Source organism: Rheinheimera sp. B2H12, from assembly GCF_059620065.1.
The window spans coordinates 4,617,090-4,639,574 of sequence record NZ_CM184363.1 but is presented as its reverse complement, the minus strand read 5'-3'; the positions used below and the strand labels follow the sequence as shown (position 1 = coordinate 4,639,574).

21 protein-coding genes are annotated in these 22,485 nt (G+C 50.6%); 8 read left to right on the top strand and 13 right to left on the bottom strand.

The window, feature by feature from the left end:
• Genes AC53GJ_RS19780 through ubiD form a run of 4 tightly spaced genes read right to left on the bottom strand, consistent with a single transcriptional unit; the run spans position 1 to position 3,840 of the window.
• Positions 1–1,287, bottom strand: coding sequence for a DUF3142 domain-containing protein (locus AC53GJ_RS19780; protein WP_496730115.1), 1,287 nt, complete (start codon positions 1,285–1,287; stop codon positions 1–3).
• Complete coding sequence (gene fre / locus AC53GJ_RS19775; protein ID WP_496730114.1) at positions 1,262–1,999, bottom strand: NAD(P)H-flavin reductase; 738 nt, start codon at positions 1,997–1,999, stop codon at positions 1,262–1,264. The genes AC53GJ_RS19780 and fre overlap by 26 nt, the downstream gene beginning before the upstream one ends.
• A gap of 25 nt (positions 2,000–2,024) precedes the next feature.
• Complete coding sequence (locus AC53GJ_RS19770; RefSeq protein WP_496730113.1) at positions 2,025–2,324, bottom strand: 2Fe-2S iron-sulfur cluster-binding protein; 300 nt, start codon at positions 2,322–2,324, stop codon at positions 2,025–2,027.
• Positions 2,325–2,343: 19 nt separating this feature from the next.
• Positions 2,344–3,840 carry a 4-hydroxy-3-polyprenylbenzoate decarboxylase gene (gene ubiD, locus AC53GJ_RS19765; protein ID WP_496730112.1) on the bottom strand — a complete coding sequence of 499 codons (1,497 nt, stop codon included), beginning with the start codon at positions 3,838–3,840 and terminating at the stop codon, positions 2,344–2,346.
• 927 nt (positions 3,841–4,767) lie between these two features.
• Here ubiD and AC53GJ_RS19760 point away from each other — a divergent pair.
• On the top strand, positions 4,768–5,253 hold the full coding sequence (locus AC53GJ_RS19760) for a hypothetical protein (protein WP_496730111.1): 486 nt from the start codon (positions 4,768–4,770) through the stop codon (positions 5,251–5,253).
• Positions 5,254–5,946: 693 nt separating this feature from the next.
• Here the strand turns inward: AC53GJ_RS19760 and AC53GJ_RS19755 are convergent.
• Positions 5,947–6,216, bottom strand: coding sequence for a hypothetical protein (locus tag AC53GJ_RS19755; RefSeq protein ID WP_496730110.1), 270 nt, complete (start codon positions 6,214–6,216; stop codon positions 5,947–5,949).
• A gap of 1,066 nt (positions 6,217–7,282) precedes the next feature.
• Here AC53GJ_RS19755 and AC53GJ_RS19750 point away from each other — a divergent pair.
• Complete coding sequence (locus tag AC53GJ_RS19750; protein ID WP_496730109.1) at positions 7,283–7,564, top strand: type II toxin-antitoxin system Phd/YefM family antitoxin; 282 nt, start codon at positions 7,283–7,285, stop codon at positions 7,562–7,564.
• Positions 7,561–7,848 carry a type II toxin-antitoxin system RelE/ParE family toxin gene (locus AC53GJ_RS19745; RefSeq protein ID WP_496730108.1) on the top strand — a complete coding sequence of 96 codons (288 nt, stop codon included), beginning with the start codon at positions 7,561–7,563 and terminating at the stop codon, positions 7,846–7,848. Before AC53GJ_RS19750 ends, AC53GJ_RS19745 begins: the two co-directional genes overlap by 4 nt.
• Before the next feature lie 115 nt (positions 7,849–7,963).
• Here the strand turns inward: AC53GJ_RS19745 and AC53GJ_RS19740 are convergent, their stop codons facing one another.
• From AC53GJ_RS19740 to AC53GJ_RS19725, 4 genes are all read right to left on the bottom strand, one after another.
• Positions 7,964–8,380: a hypothetical protein gene (locus tag AC53GJ_RS19740; RefSeq protein ID WP_496730107.1), complete on the bottom strand. Its 417-nt coding sequence runs from the start codon at positions 8,378–8,380 to the stop codon at positions 7,964–7,966.
• Between the two features lie 382 nt (positions 8,381–8,762).
• The gene (locus AC53GJ_RS19735; RefSeq protein WP_496730106.1) at positions 8,763–10,373 is read right to left on the bottom strand and encodes a PepSY-associated TM helix domain-containing protein; all 1,611 of its coding nucleotides are present in this window, start codon (positions 10,371–10,373) and stop codon (positions 8,763–8,765) included.
• Positions 10,370–10,669 (bottom strand): hypothetical protein, encoded by a 300-nt coding sequence (locus AC53GJ_RS19730; RefSeq protein ID WP_496730105.1) that lies wholly within the window; start codon positions 10,667–10,669, stop codon positions 10,370–10,372. Before AC53GJ_RS19730 ends, AC53GJ_RS19735 begins: the two co-directional genes overlap by 4 nt.
• Complete coding sequence (locus AC53GJ_RS19725; RefSeq protein WP_496730104.1) at positions 10,659–10,931, bottom strand: hypothetical protein; 273 nt, start codon at positions 10,929–10,931, stop codon at positions 10,659–10,661. The genes AC53GJ_RS19730 and AC53GJ_RS19725 overlap by 11 nt, the downstream gene beginning before the upstream one ends.
• A gap of 239 nt (positions 10,932–11,170) precedes the next feature.
• On the opposite strand from AC53GJ_RS19725, the gene AC53GJ_RS19720 reads away from it, so the two are divergent.
• Positions 11,171–13,243, top strand: a complete 2,073-nt coding sequence (locus AC53GJ_RS19720; protein ID WP_496730103.1) for a TonB-dependent receptor — start codon at positions 11,171–11,173, stop codon at positions 13,241–13,243.
• A 113-nt stretch (positions 13,244–13,356) separates the two neighbouring features.
• Here AC53GJ_RS19720 and AC53GJ_RS19715 read toward each other — a convergent pair whose 3' ends face one another.
• A complete protein-coding gene (locus tag AC53GJ_RS19715; protein ID WP_496730102.1) occupies positions 13,357–14,292 on the bottom strand; it encodes a LysR family transcriptional regulator in 936 nt (311 codons plus the stop codon).
• A 124-nt stretch (positions 14,293–14,416) separates the two neighbouring features.
• Between AC53GJ_RS19715 and AC53GJ_RS19710 the strand changes: the two genes are divergently transcribed.
• A complete protein-coding gene (locus AC53GJ_RS19710; protein WP_496730101.1) occupies positions 14,417–16,399 on the top strand; it encodes a ligand-gated channel protein in 1,983 nt (660 codons plus the stop codon).
• A gap of 214 nt (positions 16,400–16,613) precedes the next feature.
• The gene (locus AC53GJ_RS19705) at positions 16,614–17,387 is read left to right on the top strand and encodes an EAL domain-containing protein (RefSeq protein WP_496730100.1); all 774 of its coding nucleotides are present in this window, start codon (positions 16,614–16,616) and stop codon (positions 17,385–17,387) included.
• Here the strand turns inward: AC53GJ_RS19705 and AC53GJ_RS19700 are convergent.
• Positions 17,376–18,410, bottom strand: a complete 1,035-nt coding sequence (locus AC53GJ_RS19700) for an ABC transporter substrate-binding protein (protein WP_496730099.1) — start codon at positions 18,408–18,410, stop codon at positions 17,376–17,378. The two genes, AC53GJ_RS19705 and AC53GJ_RS19700, sit on opposite strands and share 12 nt — an antisense overlap.
• 268 nt (positions 18,411–18,678) lie before the next feature.
• On the opposite strand from AC53GJ_RS19700, the gene AC53GJ_RS19695 reads away from it, so the two are divergent.
• Together AC53GJ_RS19695 and AC53GJ_RS19690 are read left to right on the top strand one after the other, a co-directional pair.
• A complete protein-coding gene (locus AC53GJ_RS19695; RefSeq protein ID WP_496730098.1) occupies positions 18,679–19,860 on the top strand; it encodes a cystathionine beta-lyase in 1,182 nt (393 codons plus the stop codon).
• 73 nt (positions 19,861–19,933) lie between these two features.
• On the top strand, positions 19,934–20,695 hold the full coding sequence (locus AC53GJ_RS19690) for a substrate-binding periplasmic protein (protein ID WP_496730097.1): 762 nt from the start codon (positions 19,934–19,936) through the stop codon (positions 20,693–20,695).
• Here the strand turns inward: AC53GJ_RS19690 and aqpZ are convergent.
• Positions 20,692–21,399 (bottom strand): aquaporin Z, encoded by a 708-nt coding sequence (gene aqpZ / locus AC53GJ_RS19685; protein WP_496730096.1) that lies wholly within the window; start codon positions 21,397–21,399, stop codon positions 20,692–20,694. The two genes, AC53GJ_RS19690 and aqpZ, sit on opposite strands and share 4 nt — an antisense overlap.
• Before the next feature lie 208 nt (positions 21,400–21,607).
• A complete protein-coding gene (locus AC53GJ_RS19680; protein ID WP_496730095.1) occupies positions 21,608–22,309 on the bottom strand; it encodes a VC0807 family protein in 702 nt (233 codons plus the stop codon).
• Positions 22,310–22,485 lie beyond the last annotated feature (176 nt).

Sequence of the window (22,485 nt, the reverse complement as noted above, 5' to 3'; positions counted from 1 at the left end):
TTAGGGCGCAGCGCCAGGGCTGTTGGCTGGCGCTGTGTCGATCAATTGTAACTGCTGGCAGTGAAACCAGGCCAGTAATTGCCGCTGGCCCGCGGCCAATTTGCGGTTGGGCAGCTGTAACTGATAACCGCCGGGCTCGGCCTGCAGGTGGCTGCCCGTTATGGCTTCGGCTTGCAAGCATTGACTGCTGTGTAATTGCAGCAATGCCGGTAACTGCTGCGGCGTCTGACCGCGGTTATGCGCCCAAAGTTCCAGCACAGGGGCTGTGCCGGTCAATTGCAGTTGCAGTCGTTGTTGTAATGGCTGTTGCCGCACTATGGCCTGTAAGGTACTGAGCGACAGGCTGCGCTGATCCTGCGGTAATGGCAAACGGAACCAGACCAGTCCTTGCAGCAGCGGCCAGGGTTGTTGTTGTAACCAGGCCTGCCATTGTTGTAATTGCAGTGGATCCAGCCACAGTTCCTGGCGCTCGCCGGCATATAGTTGTGGCACTTCACTTTCGACCAGCCAGTCAGTTGAGCTGGCGGCTTTGCGCACCAGAGCGGAATGATAGGCCGGTAACGCCAGATAAAAAGGCTTGTCACTGAGGGCCGCCAGTTGACTGGTCCACTGTTTGGCAAGGCGCGGCTCAAACAAGCCTTGTGCTGGTGATAACACTGAATGTAGTTGCAGCGTCAAGATATCAATCTGTTGCAACAAGGCGTTAAAATCCGCGCTCTGTAGCCAGTCAGGCAGGGCCGTGATTGCCAGTTGAGTACCGGCAGGCAATTGCGGCCGCAGTTGTTGTAACCAGCGTTGATAAGCCGGTAACTGACTGCGGGCGCTGTCGTAATCAATTTCAATTACCGCTGGTGTCAGACCGGCTTGTTGCCATTGTTGCAGCAGTTGGCGCAACCTTTGTTGTAGTGCCTGCACTGGCAATTGCGGTAACTGGCCATCCAGCCGGATCACCAGCCACAGCGGCCGGCCGTCTTGTTGCAATAACGATAACGGCAGCCTGGTTTCAAACCAGACCGGGCCTTGGCTGCTGACATGGTATTGCAGTGCCAGCAGCCGCAACTGACTAAAGTCGGCCCGGCTTTGCGCCAGCGCGGTTGGATGTTGTGCTGTCCATTGCCGCTGCCAGATATACAGCTGTTGTGACAACTGCCTGGGCTCTGCTTGGATAGCTTGTACTGGTTGCACCGCTGTTGGCGGTGAACAAGCAACCAGCAACCCCAGTACAGCAAGACTGAAACTGAAAAACCGCCAGCTGCAGGCTTTATAACCAGGCAAAAGCATCCGCATACATTTGTTGCTGTACAGCACCCTGGGCTAAAAAGGCGTCACGCACAGCGCCCACCATCGGGAAAGGCCCGGCGATATAAATATCAAAAGCGCTTAAATCGGCATGATCAGCCAGCACCGCCTGATGCACCAAACCGCTGCGGCCTTGCCAGTTGTCATCCGGCTCCTGCACCACTAATTGCAGTTGATACCATGGATTGGCAGCTTGCCACTGGGTCAGCTCGGCCTCGGCATACAGCGCTTGCTGATTGCGTAAGCCCCAGTACAACTGCACTGGCCGGTCCAGGCCACTTTGCGCAATAGCACTGGCAATGCTATGCACATAAGAAAAACCAGTACCACCAGCCAGCAGGATAATGGGCCGCTCACTGTCCTGACGCCAATAGGCTTCACCCAGGCCGACCTGGATCAGCACTTCCGCGTTATCGCGTAAATGACTGAGCGCCTGACTGGCATAGTTGTCGGTGACAGCGCCGCCAATCTGCAGTTCCAGCGCTGGCTGGCCGTCGACGGTAAAACCTGGCGCGCAGGCAATGGAAAAAGGTCTTTTATCGCTGTCAGATAAAAAAATCTGCAAATATTGCCCGGCTTTAAATTCAACCGCTGCTTTGGGGATCAGCAACACCCGCTGCACCGTCGGGGTCAGGGCGCTGATGCTATGCACTGTGGCGAGAACTTTATTTGACGCAGCTTTTAATTGTGATTCAGTCATGGCTCTGTTCTTTCAATTCAGCGGCTTAACCGCTGATAAATGGATGATGCAGGATCAGATCGCTGTCCGGATATGCCAGACAACAGTAAGTAAATTGTTGGCTTTTGTCGACCTCAGTCAGTGGCTCTGGCGGTAAATAATGCACAGCACCACTTTTTAACCGACAAACACAGGCCGTGCAAACGCCCTGGCGGCAGCGATGCGGAAAATCGATGCCTTGGCGCAGCGCGGCCGTCAGAATGGTTTCATCGGCTGCAACCGCAAAGCTCAGGCCAGCAGGCTGAATGGTGACCTGCCAGCTCATGCTTGCCACGCGCGTGGCCATGCGGATTGGCTTAGGCGATTCACCGCAATAAACCTTTGTTGCTTGGCGGTAAGTCGATGCCAAGTTCAGCCCAGATCTGGTCGATTTTCTGTTTAACCGCCGGCGTCATTTCAATCGGGACGCCCCATTCCCGCGTGGTTTCGCCCGGCCATTTATTGGTGGCATCCATGCCCATTTTTGAGCCTAAGCCAGACACTGGCGAAGCAAAATCGAGATAATCAATCGGCGTGTTTTCAATCAGGGTGGTATCACGCGCCGGATCCATCCGGGTGGTGATAGCCCAGATCACATCCTGCCAGTCGCGGGCATTGACATCATCATCACAGACAATGACAAATTTGGTGTACATAAACTGCCGCAGGAAAGACCAGACGCCCATCATCACCCGTTTGGCATGGCCCGGATATTGTTTTTTCATTGTCACCACCGCCAGCCGGTACGAGCAGCCTTCAGGTGGCAGATAAAAATCGACGATTTCCGGAAATTGCTTTTGCAAAATCGGCACAAACACTTCGTTCAGCGCCACACCTAAAATCGCCGGTTCATCGGGCGGTCGGCCGGTATAAGTGCTGTGGTAAATCGGATCTTCGCGATGGGTGATATGAGTGACGGTGAACACCGGAAAAGAATCCACTTCGTTGTAATAGCCGGTGTGGTCGCCATAAGGGCCTTCCGGCGCCATTTCACCTGGCTCCAGATACCCTTCCAGCACAAATTCAGCACTGGCCGGCACTTGTAAATCGTTGCTGATGCATTTCACCACTTCGGTGTTGTCGCCACGCAATAAGCCGGCAAAAGCATATTCAGATAAGGTATCCGGTACTGGTGTGACGGCGCCTAAAATAGTGGCTGGGTCTGCGCCCAAGGCAACTGCGACCGGAAAACGCTGGCCCGGATGGGCTTTTTGCCATTCCAGGAAGTCCAGCGCGCCGCCGCGATGCGACAGCCAACGCATAATGACTTTGTTTTTGCCCAGCACTTGCTGGCGGTAAATGCCCAGATTCTGCCGCTCTTTATGCGGTCCGCGGGTGACAGTGAGACCCCAGGTGATTAAAGGGGCTGCATCGCCGGGCCAGCAGGTCATCACTGGCAGTTTGGTTAGATCAACCTGCTCACCAGTTAGCACCACTTGCTGACAAGGCGCTTTTTTCACCACTTTAGCCGCCATATTCAGCACTTGCTTAAAAATCGGCAGCTTATCCCAGGCATCTTTTAAGCCTTTTGGCGGTTCGGGTTCTTTTAAAAACGCCAGCAATTTGCCGACTTCACGCAAAGCGCCGACATCTGGTTGTCCCATACCAAGCGCCACCCGCTCTGGCGTGCCAAATAAATTGGCCAGCACCGGAATGTGATAACCTTTTGGATTTTCAAATAACAAAGCCGGCCCCCCGGCGCGCAGCGTGCGGTCAGCAATTTCGGTCATTTCCAGCACAGGATCAATTTCCATCTGGATCCGTTTTAATAAACCCCGTTGTTCCAGCTGCGCGATAAAATCACGTAAGTCTTTATATTTCATAGCTATCCAGCGAGTTCTGGCGGCAAAGCTGCTGCCTGCAGTTGATGGGATGCATTATACATGGCTAGGCCCGGCTTGCCATGCCTGGCGCCTGTGATGCTGATGCGCTCGGCTTTGGGCATTGTGTTCCAGCCGTGTTATGGCGCGATGACCTGACGCCTGGTGTTTATTGGCGTTCTGATTACGATGCTGTTGCTATTTGAGACCACCAATGATTGGTTTTTTTAGCGTGGTAACTGTGGTTGTTGGTCGTCACTACGACGGTTTCGTGCGCCGCAGCCGTAGGTCTGACTCGACCTGCAGCGTAGCAGTGGGGCAGTCGGACAATTTTGTCGTCACGACGACGGGTTTTTATTTAACTTGCCGCTGGCTGGCTTTTAACAGCTTTCGCCGTTGGCGAGTATCTTTCTTTTGCTTCGCCAAAAGAAAGATACCAAAGAAAAGGCGACCCCGGATCGTTCGAAAGCCCGCAATAAAATCAATGGTTTGAGGCAACGCCGCAACTCGCGGGCTGCTAGCGTCAGCCCGCTCAAACACTCGGCGTTTTAAAACCTCAAACCATTGATTTTATTACGGCTCACTTTACGGGGTTAAAAACTCGCAGCGCATCTCGCAGGCAGAAAGCCTTCTGTCTCGTGCAAATGAAGGTTTCGTTCATTCATCCGTAGGTCTGACTCGACCTGCAGCGTAGCTGCGGGGCAGTCGGACATTTTTGTCGTCACTACGACGGGGTTCATTCATCCGTAGGTCTGACTCGACCTGCAGCGCAACTACGGAGCAGTCGGACATTTTGGTCGTCATCGCGACGGGTTTTTAGTTAGCTCGCCGCTGGCTGTCTATAAAGATTGAATGAATGTCACGCATTCCCGATGAATTTTTTGATCTTCGTCTTGCGTGCAAGAAATCGTTTCAGCATTTACCAATCCAATGACCGGCAAGGATGTGTTGGGTTTACTCGGGCAAATTCAGCACCGGGAGCCTATTGGCGCCCTGATACTTGATGCCCAGATTGCTCAGAATGTCACAGCAAGAGCGCGGCTTGTTGGTGCTTTGCAGGCAACGTTGGCCCATGCCGGTGAGTCGGATGATTTAGCGCATGCAATGGCCGAGGCTGCAGTGCATGAGGTTGTTGATACGTGCGTTTGCGGCAAGTGCCACGGCACTGGCCAGGTGTTTAGCCTCAAGTTCAACAAAGTGTTTGAGTGTAACAGCTGTGCCGGAGTGGGGCGGATCATCCCGACTAAAACCCGGCTGTTGAAATCGATCAATCAGCACCTGGCTAAACCGCTAAGCAAGCAGGATTGGGTCAAGCGGCATTATGATGATTACATGGGGGTGGTTGATGAGTTGCACCGGCATGCTGGGAATGCGGGGCGTTGTGCGCGGGATTTATTGGATGCGATGGTGGGGTAAAAATCAAATTAATTGAAGGCTTTTCGTTCTATTTTTGCCATGAGTTTTTTAACTAAACTGTTGCGCTAGACGATAAATTTTAATACATTGCACAGCAAGTGAGGCACAGTTTAGCTGTGCCTCACTTTACAGCTTAAGTGGTAAATCTGCCTGCTAGCTGCAGTAAAAGGTCTGCTATGAAACATGTCCTTATTAGGAATGTACCAAAGCTTCCGTTAACTGCTTCAACAAGGCGATTTAACCATGAGTCATTACTCATGTTTAAATACTCCAGTTATGTTGTACTTCAGATTCCCCGCCGGTGAAAGTTTGGCGACCGAGCCGGTGGGTTATCTCCCGTTGTAAATCCATATATCTAGTGCTGAAATCCCTTTCAAACAACAAGATAGAGTGGTTAATTTTTATTTGCAACACCCAAAAATATCATTAAAAAAGCTGAAATATGCTTATGTTAGTGCATACTAACTTGAGAGCCGCGCAACCAAAAAATCCGCAGCAGAATCAAGCTTTTTTATGGCAAGATTTTAAATTATTTACATGCTGGTTTTTTGAGCAATTAGATCTGAATAATTGCTTTTCACTTAACTTTATTAGCTATTTAAGCCCCGGTGATAAGCGGGCGTGTTTTACATGTGGAACAAAGTGGGTGCAAATCAAAGCCCATAATCTGCTGGGCTTTGTGCTGTTAATGTTTTATCGTCCAGTTGCTTTTGCATAATCAATAATATCTGACATCAACCTAATCTTTTCTGATATCAGTTTCATCAGTTCCGAAGCATAACCACATTTAGCTTGCTCTGAGATTAGCTGGAGTAACTCGCTTTCGTTAAGGCTATATCCATGATCATCAATATAGCCATTAACAAATTTATAGAACATCTCCATATCAGTAGGATGGTTAGTGTGCCACTCTCCACATAACCATCTTCTTAGAGAACGCAAACAATCTTGTGATAATTTCATAGCATTTGCCTCGAGTTTGAAACGCGTTAAATTGCTTCTGCTCCGCCCGACAAGTATATATGCAAACTTGTTTAGTTTACACTAAATTAAACAATGGTTTACATGTCGCAATTAATAGCCTGTGAGTGCGTGTTTTTTGCTGTTATGACAGTTTTTATATTGCAGAAATATTTGATTAATTCACTTTTAGGTTACATTTAGGTTGCGCTTATCAAGCGAGTATTCGAATGTACTTCAAACCAATCCCACGCTTCAGTTTGCCCGCCAGACTCGCCTGTATAGATCTCATCAGCCGACTCGAAAACAGCAGCCACAACTCATCACCAGAGTTGCGCCACCAGGTTTGCATCGTCAGTAGTTACATGCTGGCCCGTCAAGCAGTGTCACAGCCGAGTGCAGTTTGAGGCCGCATGTGCTGGTCTGATGGTTTTGTTTGAGTGAGCTGTGGTGTGTGAAAGCTATCGGAATGTCGTAATAGATAAGTCAAAGGTACCGTGGATTAGTAAAACAAAGCTTCCTGGTATTAGCTGTTAATCAACAAGGAAATGTAGTCGAACCATGGGCAACTGCTCAAGATTTCACTGATAACCGGGATTAAAGCATCGATTAAATTCATTCTCTTATAAAAATTTATTGCGAACCGGATCACGCTCAATAACAGTTCCAAGTCTGACCGGGTAAAGTTTGGATTGTGACGAGGTGGTTGTTTTTCCTGCGGTGTTGGCAAAGTTAAAAAGTCCATAAATGATAGCCTCCAAAAATTGATTGTTTATATAAATTTCTATATGCGTAAGTACTTATTCGGCCGGCAGAGTGCGTGAATTTGCGGCGTGATATGAGATGGTGATGCAGGTATTAGTGGAACTGGATTGGGTGCGTTGGCCAATAGTGCTCTTATAGTGTTGATTAACTCCATTCGAACCGGCTTTTTGCACCAGAAAGCACCTTTAAAACTGTGTCTGGTCTAAACCCCTTTTTCCAACCCCTGTTTCAGCATCGTCGCCTTGCTCCTAGCGGTTGTTTGAACTATTATTTGTACGTTAATTTGTACTAATTGGGGTTTGATATGAGCCGTATTCATTTCGATCAAGATATTCAGCCGTTATCTGAATTTCGCGCTGGTGTCGCGTCGTTCATCAAACAAATTAATGAGACTCGTCGCCCATTGGTTATTACGCAACATGGTAAAGGCGTTGCTGTTGTTCTTGACGTCGCAGTGTACGAAGCCATGCAAGAGAAAATCGAGCTGCTGGAGGAAATGCGTACAGCAGAAGCTCAATTGGCTTCAGGTCTTGGTATCTCTAATGAAGATGCGCGGGCCCAGCTGCTAGGGCGCATTCAAAAATGAACGTCGTTTGGTCGCCATTAGCGCTGCAAAAGCTCGGTGATGTGGCGGACTTTATTTCTTTAGACAATCCATCTGCTGCTGAAAAGTGGGTGCATGCGGTGTTCGATAAAGCAGAGTTACTTGGAAGTATGCCAGAAATGGGTCGCTTCGTACCTGAAATGCCGCATACCCATTATCGCGAAATCATTTTTGGCCATTATCGCCTGATATACAGCTTAAGCCACGAAATTAGGCTGCTCACTGTGCGTCATTGTCGTCAAATTTTGACAGAAGATGACGTGTAAAACGCTGTTATCACAAAGCGTTTAACAGGAAAAGAGGCGAAGCTAATAAACACCCAATAGTCTGCACTGGTTGCAAAAAATGCATACCGAACAGACCCTGAAGCCAGAGGCGATGTTAATTAGCTCCGCCCCCTTTTTCCAAACGGTTCCGGCCTATATCCGCCATGATCCGTTCAAATAAAGCAATATTTTTATCCTTACCGCAGGGCGCGAGTTTCATGCCTTGGACATCTTTTTGTAAATCAGCACCACTTGCGGTAATGACGCAACGATCCTTGCCCACTTTCACTAATTGACTGCCATTATCAAAAGCTATCAGCACATCTTTACTTAGGTGAGCGGGATTCAGTGCTTGCTGAGTTTTAGCGGTTGTTGGGTCGGGGTGGCCGCGGTTGTTTCTGGTCATTGCTTGTAGTTCTGCTGAACTGAGTGGTCGTTGTTGTGCGCGGTTTCTGGCTTGCTCCAGGATGGTGGCGAAGTCTGGTGCTGTGATTGCTGCTGCAGCTGTCGATGTCGCCACTGCTGTTGCCATGTTGGCAGAGGCCGCAACCTGAGCGGTTTTGTGGCTTGGCTGGAGGCGGTCTATCTGCGTTGGGGCTTTTGACTGTTGGCGGCGGACCTGCGGCTTGGTTGCTGCTGCAACTGCCGCTGCCGTTGCCGCTATGGGAACCGGTTTGGCGGCGGTTGCAGTGGCGGGCGGTGCGGTATTGTTGATCGGCCGCTTTAGCAACCTCACCTGTAATGGCGCTGGTCTGGCAACTGCAGCGCGGACAGGCTTGGCTTGTTGTTGCAACAGCCAGCTATAAAGCACGCCGTGCGCGAGTAAAGAAAACAGCAGCGCCAGCCAAAACCGCATGTTAAACCTCAGGTAAGGAGCAAAGATGCTGTTACTGACTGGCTTATTTACACAAAGTTCAAGAGTGAACCGCTTTGTTTACAGTGTTGTGCTGCTGTGGCAGCGTCCAGACACTGCCGGGGATCGCCTGGCGTAAGCGTTGCCTGGTTTTGCTGGCGGCATAAGCAAAGCTGGCGGCAAAGAGCAGCGCCATCAGATCTACACCTATGGTCAGACTAAGCTGGTACAGTTCGGGCTGGCGCCATTGCAAATATAAAGTCACCACTGGCAACAGGGCGCAGCTCAGGCTGAGTGCCACTAACCCCTGATAAGCCGCCAGTGCGGCGCCACGCCAACAGCTGTAAGCGACAAAACCGATAAAACTCAGGTAATAACACCACAGATAAGCATGATTGATGTTCGCAAGCCAAGGCCCCAGCAGTTTACCGGTCAGCAGGGTTAGTGCCACGGCCAGCATAGAACCGAGACAAACCCCGATGGTGAGGGCGGCTAACCAGCGGCAATTGCGATCGGCGCCAGCGGATTTTTTCATTCTTTTGTCCAGCCACAATAAATTGCCGCTGTAAAACAAAAAGGCACCCAGCAGACCGAGCAGAAAATACCCCCAGCGACCGAAATCACCAGCATAAGTACCAAAATGGAGCGAAAACAATCCCAGCACAAACTTGCCGTAACTGGCACCGTCGGCAGTAGAGAAACTAAAAGGTTGCACCTGTAAGGTGAAAGGTTGCAGCATCAGATAATCGGCGGCCGGGCCTCGCACCATACCATTGGCATGGTGCATTTCCACCGTCAGCATCGGTGCCGGGGTATTGAGCCGCATAAACGTCAGCTTTTGTGGCTGATGTTCAGGGCTATAAGCCTGGGCCGCTGCCACCTGCTCAGTAAGTTTTGGCAAGCTACTCAGGTCAAAGGTTTGAAGGCCAGGCGCTGGGCGCTGAAAGACCGGTTGATCACCATAAAACAGCGCCAGACCGTCGTAAATCAAATCATGAAAAGCAAAACCTATCACAGTCCAGGCGATGATAAAGTGAAAAGGTAAACTGCTGATGCCGACCAGATTGTGACTATCGAGCCAGAATCTGCTGGCGCCTTTCTCAATGCGCAGTGCAAACAGGGTTTTCACCAGCGTCGGCAGCAACACCACCACGCCAGACACCAGCGCCAGTAAATACAACACGGATGCAATGCCCAGCAGATAAACACCGGCTTGATCGTGCCCAATTTCGCCGGCAATACCGGCGCTGCGATGCAGATAATCAATCAGATCGGCAAACTGGTTTTCGGTCTGCTCGGTCAGTTGCAATTGACCTTGAGTGTCCAGGGTTGCTGTCACCAGCCGGTTATCCATCGCTAATTCGCGGGCGCTGCCTTGACGGTACCAACTGATGGCAGGTTCAGTTCTGGTCAGATCCAGTTCAAAAGCTGTCATCAGTTCGGTTGGATGAGCGCTGAGTGTCTGATCCAGCAACTGTTGCCAGCGCTGCAGATCCGGGTTAACACCAGTCAGATGTTGCACCGGCGCTGGCGCTATCCATTGCTGCAACTGGTGTTTAAACATGGTCAGACTACCAGCGTAAAAGCCAATAAACAGCAATAAACCGGCGCAAATGCCGGTCCAGGTATGCAGACTCTGGTAAGTACGCAATATAGTGGGTCTGACTTTCATCCGACACTCCGTAATAAAAAGAACAGGCCATACAACAACACTGTACTACTGCCAAGCACCAGCCAGGCCTGGCGGCCAGTCTGGAATAAGTACACTGTACTGAACAAGGTCAGCCACAACGGGATCAGCAGCCACATATTAAATTGGCTTTTATCGCTTGCTGCGATGCCACCCGGGCCATACCAGGCAAAAAAGCCGATCAGCACAAAAGCCAGTGCCAGACCCAGCACAGCTCCGGCCACCGTTTTAGCCAGCCAGTCGGTTTGAAAGTGCTCACGGCGGGTTTCAGTGCTCATGCTGCTTGCGCTCCTTGTTGCTCAATAGTGTTGCCAGCGGCAGCAGCATCGCGGCCAGCATCAGCATCAGCAGGCAAAAAAATACCGTGGCGGACAGACTGAGCTGGGCGCCAGCGCAGCCAATCGCCAGTAATAACAGCGCGGCGGCCAGCCAGCGCCAGTGGTGATGTAAGGGTTGGCGCACTAAGCGTTGATGGCGGGTACTGGCATACCAAAGCGCGCTGGCTGCGCTTAGTAGCAACAATGACAAAAATAACCACATAAAATTTGTTCCTGATTAAGGCTTGCGCATAATAATGCAAGTAAGAATGATTATCAATTGAGAATGTTATTTATTTGTGGTAGTTTCTGCGCCGCTTGATGAGCGGCCACTGCCTGGTCTGACAAGCAGAAACAACAAAAACCGCCATCAGGGCCGGTCTGGCGCAACCGGACTGTCAACACAACTTCAGTATAAAGCTGGCGACTTCAGGTCCGTCAGCAATGAAACGGGATACCAACATGGATAAGGTCACAATGAAAAAAACGCTGACAGCACAGTTGTTGCTGGCGGCTTTAGCTGCGGCATCCCTGCCGGTCGTGGCAGAAGAAGACAAAGATGAAAGCGCGCGCAAATCGATAGAAGTGATTGTGGTCAGCGGTGAAAAAACTGAGCGCTCGCTGAAGGAGACGGCCGCTTCAGTGGCGGTGATTAATCAGGCGTTGTTCGACAATGGTCAGGCTGTATCGATGTCGGATGCGCTTGGTGATATCTCAAACGTGGTGGTGCTAACCGGTGCAGTGCCAGATATCCGTGGCGTGTCGGGTAATGGTTCAGCGACTGGCTTTAACTCGTTCACCGGCGGTGCCAGAGCCAGGGTCAGTAGTCTGGTCGATGGTGTGGCGCAGCCTTTTGTGGCGGATTTAACCGGCGATACCGGATTGTGGGATATCGAGCGGGTCGAAGTGTTTCGTGGTCCGCAGTCAACCAGCAATGGCCGCAACAGTATTGGTGGTGCTGTGTTTGTGAACAGCAAAAATCCAACCATGGATTTTGAAGGTGCCGTCCGCTTAGGCTATCGTAGCCAGGACAGTTTTTTTGACAGCGCCGCCGTGTTGTCTGGTCCTATTGTCGAGGATGAGCTGGCGTTTCGTCTGTCCAGTCAATGGATCAATGGCGAAACCTATTCCAAGCCGCAAGTTTTTGCCAGCAATCCAACCAACATCAAATTTAATGCGCTGGATACCAACAACACCAGAGCCAAACTGCTGTGGACACCCAAAGACCTCACTGAGCTGAAGCTATTATTTTCGTTCCAGCATTATGAAGAGCAAGGTAATGCCGGTCGCTTGTTTTTTAATGGCAAAGAGCCACGTGCTTATCAGCCGTTGTCTCAGCGTGATATGGGCACCGAGGCAGACACCAGCAGTCTGAAGCTGAATTATCAGTTATCTGAGCAATTGTCTCTGGAAACGCTGGTCGCTTATATGGATTTCCAGTTACTGATGGCCGGCTATGAAGCGACTCCAGCGGCAGAATCTGATGTGTTGATGTTGCAACAAGACTGGACCTTTGACAGTAAACTGAGTTATGGCTCGGCCAAAGATCAGTACAGTGGTTTTATCGGCGTGGCTTATTTTAAACGTGAACAGGATTTTAACAGTCAAGGTGCCACCAAGTACTTCGGCGATGATGGCAGTGATTCCAAGGCTGTCTATGGCGAAAACACCCTGCAGCTGGATCAGGACTGGAGCCTGACCGCTGGTTTGCGGGTGGAACGCGAGCAGCAGCGCCGTGATTTTAACTTGTTCAGCCGTGGCAAATGGGGCGGTTCGACCTTAGATAACGGCAAAACCTTTACGCTGCCCAAACTGGTACTGCAGTACAAACTGGCCGATCACACCAACTTATTTGCCAGTGCCCGCCAGGGTTATAATGCCGGTGGCGGCGCTTTTAACAGTGTCAATAACAGCTATTACTACTATGATGCAGAAAGTGTCAACACCTTTGAAACAGGCTCCCGTTCTGTGCTGCAAGGTGGTGATACCAGTATCAGTGCCACCTTGTTCTACAACGATTTTAATGACTATCAAGCCATTAACAGCAGCCGTTCCATCACCAATATCGACAAAGCCCACAGTATCGGGCTGGAGCTGGAAGCTTATACCATGCTGGGCCAGTCCTGGCAGTTGCATAGCAGTGTTGGCTTGTTGCAATCCAAGATTGATCGGGCCGGTGCTGGCTTTGAAAAAGTACTTGGCAATGAGCTGAACTCAGCACCTTCATTTACTGCCAGCCTGGGGGTCAGTTACTGGTTGACTGAACAATGGAAACTGGATGTCAGCAGTAACTATGTGGGTGAGTTTTATGGTGATTTAAACAACACCGCTGAGCGTGTTGCTGGTGATTACCTGCTCACGCGCGCCTCTGTTAATTACACGAGCGAACAGTGGTCACTCAGTGCTTTTGTCAACAACGCCTTTGACGAGTATGGCCTGACGGCGCGGGATCCAGCCAGCACAACCTATCCATTCGGCTATGTTGCTATGGTGAACCCACGGACTTTAGGCCTGTCGGCGACTTATCGGTTCTGATTGGGCGGCGGTATTGTCATTCACAAGGTCAGACTTGACCCGGCGCTACGCGCTGGGGCAGTCCGACCTTGAATTGCTCAGGCTACGCCATGTCCTGCTGCCTAGCGCACCAGCTAGCTGGGTGAGCTCTGGTGATACTGCAACAACCTTTTGCTTAACAAGCGGATGGCCGTTTTGACTTTGCCTGGTAGTGGATCGCGGGCGCTAGTGACGGCATAGATACTCAGTGGCGGTAGCTGCCAGTCAGGTAACAATTGCACCAGCCTGCCATCCGCTAATTCACGGCTGATTTCGGGTTTTGGCAACGCCGCAAAACCCAGTCCATCGCGGCTGAACTGGATCAGCGCCTGCATATTATTCAGCCGTAACTTCACCGGGGCCGCAATCTGCGTGGTCAGTTGCTGTGCAGCCTGGCGTAGTACTAAATGTTCAGCTTTGTTGTTCTGATGCTGTAACCAGTCCAGTTGACTGAGCTGTGCAGGTTCGGTCAAGGCTTGTGGCTGGCGGATGCCTTTACTGGCCAGATACTCCGGCGCTGCCGCCAGAATCAAATCCCAGTCTGCCAGATGGCGCGCCACTAAACGCGAGTCCGGCATGGCACCCTGCCGGATACAAAGTGCTAAATCCACTCTGTTACTAATCAAATCAAATTCATCATCCTGCACAAACAAGCGGATATTCAGCTGCGGGTGACTGTGCAGTAACTGTTGTAACGGTTGGCTGAGCAGGCCACAGGCGGCAAAACCAACAGGTGCCGAAATACGCAATTCTCCTTGTGGCTGCTGGCGTAAATCATTCAGCTGTTGCTGGGTGTTTTGCAGCTGTTGAATGGTCTGTTTACAGCTTTGATAAAACAACTGACCCGCTTCAGTTACCGTCAGTTGGCGGGTGCTTCGGTGCAAAAGACTGATTTTTAATTGATTTTCTAGTTTATTGATGTGCTGGCTAATGGCAGAAGCACTCAGATCCAGGGTACGGGCGGCAGCAGCCATCGAACCCGCTTCAACGGTCACAGCAAATACAGTCATGCTGCGGAACAAGGCATCCATTGTTAAGTCTCTCTTCATTCAGCGTTAAGCAATTGCCGCTGTTGGGGCCAATCCGGCGCAGGTATTATATCGGTATTGAGAATTATTTGCATCTTAGTCTGTTTTGTTGACCGGAGTAGTCCTAATGTTAAAAACGTCTGCCACTGTATTGGCTGTTGCCATCACCACCAGTTTTGCTGTTTCTGCTGCTGTCACACCCGCGACCACAGAGCCTGCGGTTGAAGTGATGGTGGTCACTGCCGCAGGTTACGAACAACAACTGAAACAAGCACCTGCCAGTATCAGTGTGATTAGCCGGGAAGAGTTGTCGAAACGTTTTTACCGCGATGCACTGGATGCCATGCTGGATGCGCCTGGGGTCATTATCACCGGCGGTGGTGATCGGCAGGATATCAGTCTGCGTGGTATGGGCAGCGCTTATACCCTGATGCTGATTGACGGCAAACGCCAATCTTCGCGTGAAACCCGTACCAATAGTGACAGTTCAGGTGTAGAAGCTGCCTGGACACCACCGGTTGGCGCTATTGAACGGATTGAAGTGGTGCGCGGGCCTATGTCATCCTTGTATGGTTCAGATGCCATTGGTGGCGTGATTAACATTATCACCCGTAAAGTGCCGCTGAACTGGCAGGGCGAAGTGCGGCTGGACAGTACCTTGCAGCAAGACAGTCAGTCTGGTGATCAAAGCCAGGGTAACTTTTTCCTGACCGGCCCGATGCTCGAGAAACAGCTGGGTCTGCAGTTGTATGGTCAGTACAGCAAACGCGATGAAGACCGTATCATCAGCGGTTACCGCGGTCGTAAAGCCGACAATCTGACCGCCCGTTTTGCTTACACGCCCAACGAAAACCACGATATTTTGCTGGAAACCGGCCTTGCCAATCAGACTTTCGACAGCACCGTGGGCAAAACCGTGCAGCCAGCCGAACCGGGTAAACCCTGTCCACGCGGTGGCTGCCCGCAAAGCAGCGTCACTGAATATGAAACCAGTAAAGTCTCGTTGTCACATACCGGCCGTTGGGATTTTGGCGTGTCGGATAGTTTTATCAAGCGCGAAGAATTTGACAACCTGAGTCGCAAAATGACCATTCGCAATACCGATCTGCAAAGCACCTGGTGGCTACCGGTGGGAGATAGCCACAACCTGTCACTTGGTGCCGCTTATTATCTGCAGGATTTAACCGACCTGACCGGTAATCAGCTGAAAACTGGTATCACTGAGGTTGAACGTTACCAATGGGCGCTGTTTTCAGAAGACAGCTGGCAACTGACAGAAGGCTTTGCACTGACCACCGGATTGCGGCTGGATAAAGACGAAAACTTTGGCAATCATTTCAGCCCAAGGTTATATGGCGTCCTGCAAGTGACAGATGTGTTGACCCTCAAGGGTGGGGTGTCGACTGGTTTTAGGGCGCCAAGTCTGCGCCAGACGGTGCCAGGCTGGGGTCAAATCAGCCGTGGCGGTAATATGTATGGCAACCCGGATTTAGCTGCAGAAACTTCGGTCAACTATGAAACCGCGCTGATTTATAGCCCTGCTAAAGGAACTGAAGCTGGTATCACACTGTTTTACAATGAGTTTAATGACAAAATTACCAGAGTTGCCTGTCCGGCTACCCAGTGTAAAGATGGTCCGAACCAGTTTGGTGCGGCCCCCACCACTTATGTCAACGTCGATGAAGCTGTGACCCAAGGCGTGGAGTTGTTATTTAAACAGCAACTGAGTCAGAGTCTGGCACTGACCGGTAATTACACCTATACCGATTCCGAGCAAAAAAGTGGTATTAATCAAGGCAGTCCGCTGAACCAGTTACCGCAACATTTATTGCAAACCTCGCTGAAATGGCAACCGACCGACGCGCTGAGCGGCTGGAGCCGGCTGAATTACCGTGGCAAAGAAAGCCAGCCGGTGACCGGACCGTCCAGCAGTGCCTTCCGGGCGCCAGCTTATACCTTTGTCGATGTCGGTGGCGCTTATCAATGGTCAGCTGCGCTGACGCTGAATGCCGGGGTGTATAACCTGCTGGATAAAAAGGTGACACTGGACGAATACGGTTATATCGAAGACGGCCGGCGTTACTGGCTGGGCCTGGCGCTGGCGTTTTAAACTGAGTTTAATGTCTCGCTTCCTGCCTGTTTGAGACATGCCACCCCGGTACCAGCGATGGACCGGGGTTTTTTCTGCCGTCCGTTGCCCGATCTTTAGCGTATGACCGCCTGAATTGTGCCCTGTTGCGACCAAATCCCGTCACTTTGCTGGCAAGCAACTGGCAAAGTCAGCAATTTTTGCGCACACTATCGGGACTCAGCTTCAGAGGTGCATGATGGATTTCCCAGACCGGATCAAACAACAAACATGCCTGGATTGTCTTAGTGGTCAGTCACTTGGCTTTGAGATCAGAATGGCATTTCAGCCGATTGTGAACTGGCAAAGCCGGCAAATTGTTGGTTATGAAGCTTTAGTGCGCGGACCTGAAGGCCAGGGTGCTGGTTGGGTATTTGAACGTATTAATGAGCAGAATAAATATTATTTTGATCAGGCCTGTCGGGTTAAAGCCATTGAAACTGCCGCCCGACTCGGTTTAAAAAGCATGTTAAGCATCAACTTTTTGCCCAATGCCGTGTATAACCCGGAAACTTGTATTCGCGCCACTATTGAAGCGGCGGATATGTTTGGTTTTGATATCAGTAAAATTATGTTTGAAGTGACTGAGTCAGAGCAAATTGTTGATCGTGCTAAGTTAAGCCGCATTTTTGACAGTTATGCCAAACGTGGTTTTATTACCGCCATTGACGATTTTGGTGCTGGTTATGCTGATTTATCCTGGCTGGAAGCGTTAAAACCGCAGGTACTGAAGCTGGATATGGCGCTGATCCGGGATATTGAGCAGTCAGTGGCCAAACAACAAGTGGTGGCGGAAGTGCTTGGGCTTTGCCTGGAACTGAATACCCAGGTGCTGGCTGAAGGCATTGAAAGCAAAGCTGAATTGGATTATCTGGCAGGTATAGGTATCCGTTTTTTCCAGGGCTATTATTTTGCCAAACCGCAACTGGAATATCTGGTCGGCGCCGATGAACTGTTGTCACTGCGCTGAGCTGGCCACTTTGCGGCCAGCTTTAATCTGCAATGCCCGTTGGAGTGAAAACGGATACTGCTGTTGCGTCGGATTGGCGCTGAAACTGAACTGACGAAAATCCAGTTGCTGCCAGCTATCGAGCTGCAGCAGCGGCTGATACTGGCGCAGATTGTCCCGGGTCAGCAGTTCCAGTGCAAAAGCCGGTTTGTTACTGAGCAAACCTGCCGGTAGTTTACCTTGTTGATGATCGTAAATCGCCACCATGGCCCAGGCCGCCATCAGAAAATGGCCGCCAACCGAGGCCGTTAATTCACCATCACGAATTTTTTCAATCGCTGCCGGGATCCAGTCAAAGCCACCCACACAAAAATCAGCAGGCTGCAGCTGTTGACTGCGTAGCGCATCAATGACCCCAAGCGCCATCCAGTCGGAAGCCGACCAAATCACCCGGCTCTGTGGATATCGCCTGAGCAGCTGTAAAGTTTGGGTATAAGCCACATCCTGCACCCAGTTAGCATTGACGATTTGCTGCATTTTAAACTGCGGACTGGCTTTGACTGCGGTGCTGGCGCCAGCGGCGCGTTGGTCCGATTCAAAACCATAAGCGCCATTGATACCTACCACTTCATTCAGGCCACTGCCACTGGCCGGCTGACACTGCCGCAACAACTGCTGCATCAGTAATTGGCCAGCTTGTTGATTGTCATGATAAATCTCGCCAATCCAATAGGGGTATTTTTCACCGGGCCGGCCGACCAGTTGCTGTTCTTTGTCGAGCAAAATATGTTCCAGCGTGATGGTGGGGATTTGCTGTTGATGTAAATACTCAAACAAGTCCTGGCCTGTGCCGGGGTAAACTTGCAGGATCAGATAATCCGGTTTGCGCTCTTTCAGGTAGTTTTGCAGAATTTGTTTTTGAAACAGCCGATTCCCATCACCATGTAATAAAGTCAGTTCAAAACCCAGGCTGTCGGCGGCATAGCTGGCTACAGTATCAACCTGACTGAAAAAAGGATCGGCTTGATAAGAAGGGCTGATCATCAGCACTTGGAGCGGGCTTGTGCGGGTGCTTGCAACTGTTGAGCAACAGTTGCACAGTGTCAGGCAAAACAGCAAGAGTCTGAGCATAACCAGCTCCGGTAGCGGCAGTTTTGTTAATCTAGTCGGCTTTGGCAGACTTGTCAGCAGGTATTGTGACAACTGCAGCAACGGCTGCGACAATAAGCGCGTTGCAGTGGTCGATTGACAGCAGCATATTCGCGACACAAGGTGTACAATCAAGGACATCTAGAAGTCCCTGGGAGTCAAGATGAAAATTGCCAGTAAAATCATTCACGCCGGACGTGACAAAAAATGGACAGGTTATAGCGTCAATGTGCCTGTGGTCAGAGCCTCCACTGTGGTGTTTGACACCATGGCTGAGCTCAAACATGCTACCCTCAATCGTGGCAATCAGGTGCCTTATTATGGCCGGCGCGGCACCAGCACGCATTTTGCTTTTAGTGACGCCATTTGTGAACTGGAAGGCGGCGCTGGTTGTGCTTTGTACCCTTGTGGTGCTGCAGCCATCAGTGGTGCTTTACTGGCGTTTTTACAGGCCGGCGATCATCTGCTGATGGTCGATACCGCTTATGAACCAACCCGGGCACTGTGTGACAAGCTGCTGAAAAATTTAGGTATTGAAACCACTTATTATGATCCGATGCTTGGCGCTGGCATCCAGGCTTTGGTTAGGCCCAATACCAGAGTGATTTTTTTAGAATCTCCAGGCTCCCTGACGATGGAAGTGCAGGATGTGCCGGCCATTTGTCAGGTGGCAAAAGCGCATGACATTGTGGTGATCCTGGATAACACCTGGGCTTCACCTGTGCTATTTCAGCCTTTTAGCCATGGCGTAGATGTATCGATTCAGGCCGCGACTAAATATATTGTCGGTCATTCTGATGTGATGCTCGGCACCGCCAGTGCCAATGAAAAACACTGGCCCAGATTGCGTGAGCACAGTTATCTGCTCGGTTATTGCGCATCGGCAGATGATGTTTATCTGGCGGCCCGTGGTCTGCGCACCCTGGATGTGCGGCTGAAACAACATCAGCGCAATGCGCTGGCGGTGGTCGAGTGGTTACAACAACAGCCGCAAGTGCATCATATCCGCCATCCGGCGCTCCCTGAGCATCCGGGGCATGCCGCTTTTAGCCGTGATTTTTCCGGTAGCAATGGTTTGTTTTCTTTTGTATTAAAACAAGGCACTGCACAGGCCGTTGCGGCTTTGATTGAAGGTATGCAGTTTTTTAAAATGGGTTTTTCCTGGGGCGGCTATGAGAGTCTGATCACCGCCAATCTGCAGGTGCAGGCATTGCGCACGGCCACGCACTGGCCTTACAGCGGGCCTTTGATCCGTTTACATATTGGGCTGGAAGATCCGGCCGATCTGATCGAGGATTTAGCTTTAGCCTTAGCCCGTTTTGATCAGGTGATGCAAAAAAGCTGAGTGCTGGGTTCAGCATGGCCAGACGCTGCTTGCTATAGTTGTTATTTGTCGTACAGCAGTGGAACAAAAGCGGATGAAAAAATTTGGCCAGCAGCTTCTGGTTTGCAGTTGTCTGTGGTTGCTGCCTCAGTCGGTGTTGGCCACTTGTCCGACTGAGTTCAGAATGCCTTACAACAGCAGTTGGCTGCCTTATGTCAAAGTGGCGGCGGCTCAGGTCAGTGGCACTGACATTGAATTTATCCGCGCTGTCGTGACCGCTGCTGGCAGCCAGCTGAAGCTGGAATCGCTGCCAGAATCGCGCGCTTTACAATATCTGGCGGCCGGTCAGGTTGATTTGCTGTTTGCCGCCTCTTATACGCCGGAGCGGGCGCAATATGCCTGGTTTACTGTGGGTTACCGACAAGAAAAAACCGTGTTAGTGGTGCATCCGGACCTACTGCGCAAATATCCGCAATTGGCTACAGCTGAGGGGTTTGTTGCGCTGGCCAGCCGCAAGTTGGTTGGGGCTTTTAATCCAAAAGGCTATTACGGCGAATTGTTTGAACAACTGAAACAACAGCCGCAGGTTCAGCAGCGCACCTTAGCTATTTTTGACCCAACCCAGCGGCTGGATCTGGTGTTAAGCCAGCGCGCTGATTTTACTGTGGTCGATCAGACAGCGCATCGCACTTTCATCGCGCAACATCCGGCTTATCAGTGGTTAGTGGAATTACCTTTTGTGCTGCATCAGGCCGATGTCCATTTGATGCTGAGTAAAGCCACCGTCAGTCAGGCTTGTCTGGCGAAGCTGGATCAGGCGATCCAGCTGCAGTTGGCAACACAGCGGCAGCATTAAACGGTTGCTTGCATTTCGTCAGATTTATTCAACAGTCGCCAGATCAGTGCGCCCAGCACAGCCCCAACGACAGGAGCCAGCCAGAATAACCACAACTGCTGAAGCGCCCAGTCGCCGGCAAACAGCGCAACGCCGGTACTGCGCGCTGGGTTGACTGAGGTATTGGTGACTGGAATGCTGATGAGATGGATCAGGGTTAAACACATGCCTATCGCCAGTGGTGCCATACCCTGTGGTGCTTTTGGAGCTGTTGCGCCGAGGATCACCAATAGAAACATCATGCTAAGAACCACTTCAGTGAGCAAGGCCGACAACATGCTGTATCCGCCGGGTGAGTGCTCGGCATAACCATTGGCGGCAAAACCGGCGCTGGCATCAAAGCCTGCTTTACCACTGGCAATCAGATACAACACGACGGCAGCAACAATAGCCCCTGTTACCTGAGCCAGAATATAAGGTAATAGTTGTGTTGCCGGAAAACGGCCGCCAGCCCATAACCCGATTGAAACCGCCGGATTGAGGTGGCAACCGGAAATATGACCGATGGCATAAGCCATCGTCAACACGGTTAAACCAAAGGCCAGCGACACCCCGAGCAAGCCAATGCCAAGTTCCGGAAATGCCGCAGCCAATACTGCACTGCCACAGCCACCAAGCACCAGCCAAAAAGTACCAAAAAATTCAGCGCCATACTTATTCGTCATTGAGTTCCTTCTGTTTAACAAATGTCGTGCAAATATTGCACAACATCAGTGAAGCAGAAAATCCTGACAAAAAGATAGCTCATTCGGAAAAAGAGTTTTAAATCAGCGGCAACTGCTATGGCAGCTATTGAGTCTGGTTGCCGCTATCACCTCATTCTGACTATTTGCGTTCACGTCATTCTGACTATTTGTGTTCACGTCATTCTGACTATTGCAAAAACTGTTCTACATCTTCGCCAGTCAGCCGGCCAATCTGACTGAATAAATACCACATGGCTGCCATCATCAGCACCATCATCGGTAACACAATCACCGGATAACTGAGTGCTGTCATTCTGCCCAGTTCTTCGTTATAAGCGGCCGTGCCTGGCGCGCTCACCAATACCCATTTGGCCAGTACATAATTAAGTACCGATGACAGAAAAAAGGATCCAGCCAGTAACTGGTTGGTGGTATTGAGTTTTTCTTCGAATTGGGCAGTGGTTTGTTTTTTCTCCAGGGCGGCATTGAGCTTGTCAAAATTCAGCAATTGGGCGTTCAGTAACATACTTTTGATCAAATGAAACTTGGTTTGCTGACTAAACAACACCAGCACGCCAATTACCCCTGGCACCGCAGCTTCTTTAATCGCAATGTATTTTGGATCCAACTGCAACAGACTCATACCACCGGTCAACAACACACTGATAATACCGACCACTGAAAAGAAATTTACTTTGCCGGATTTATACAGTTCATACAAACCAAAACCTACCGGAAAACCTAAGGCAATCACCAAGCCCCAGACCGGCCCCAGATAATCATTGGTGCTGAATTTAGACAGGATCAACACCGGTAAGGCGATGTTAAAAATCAAATTTCCGAGCAAACCGCCGGATTTTTTTTGTTCAGTAGGTGTAGCTGCAGACATAGAAGCCTCAATCATTCCGCCGCGCGCCAGGACCGGCGCTTCTTTGAGATGGCTGTTGTACCACAAAGCACAAATCAGGCTCTAGTGTAATTTTGTAAAGAACAGTGGTCAGTTGGTCTACAGGTCGGCAGATGTAGAAAAATGCAGCAACCCCCTTGTTTTTATACTGTGTGTGG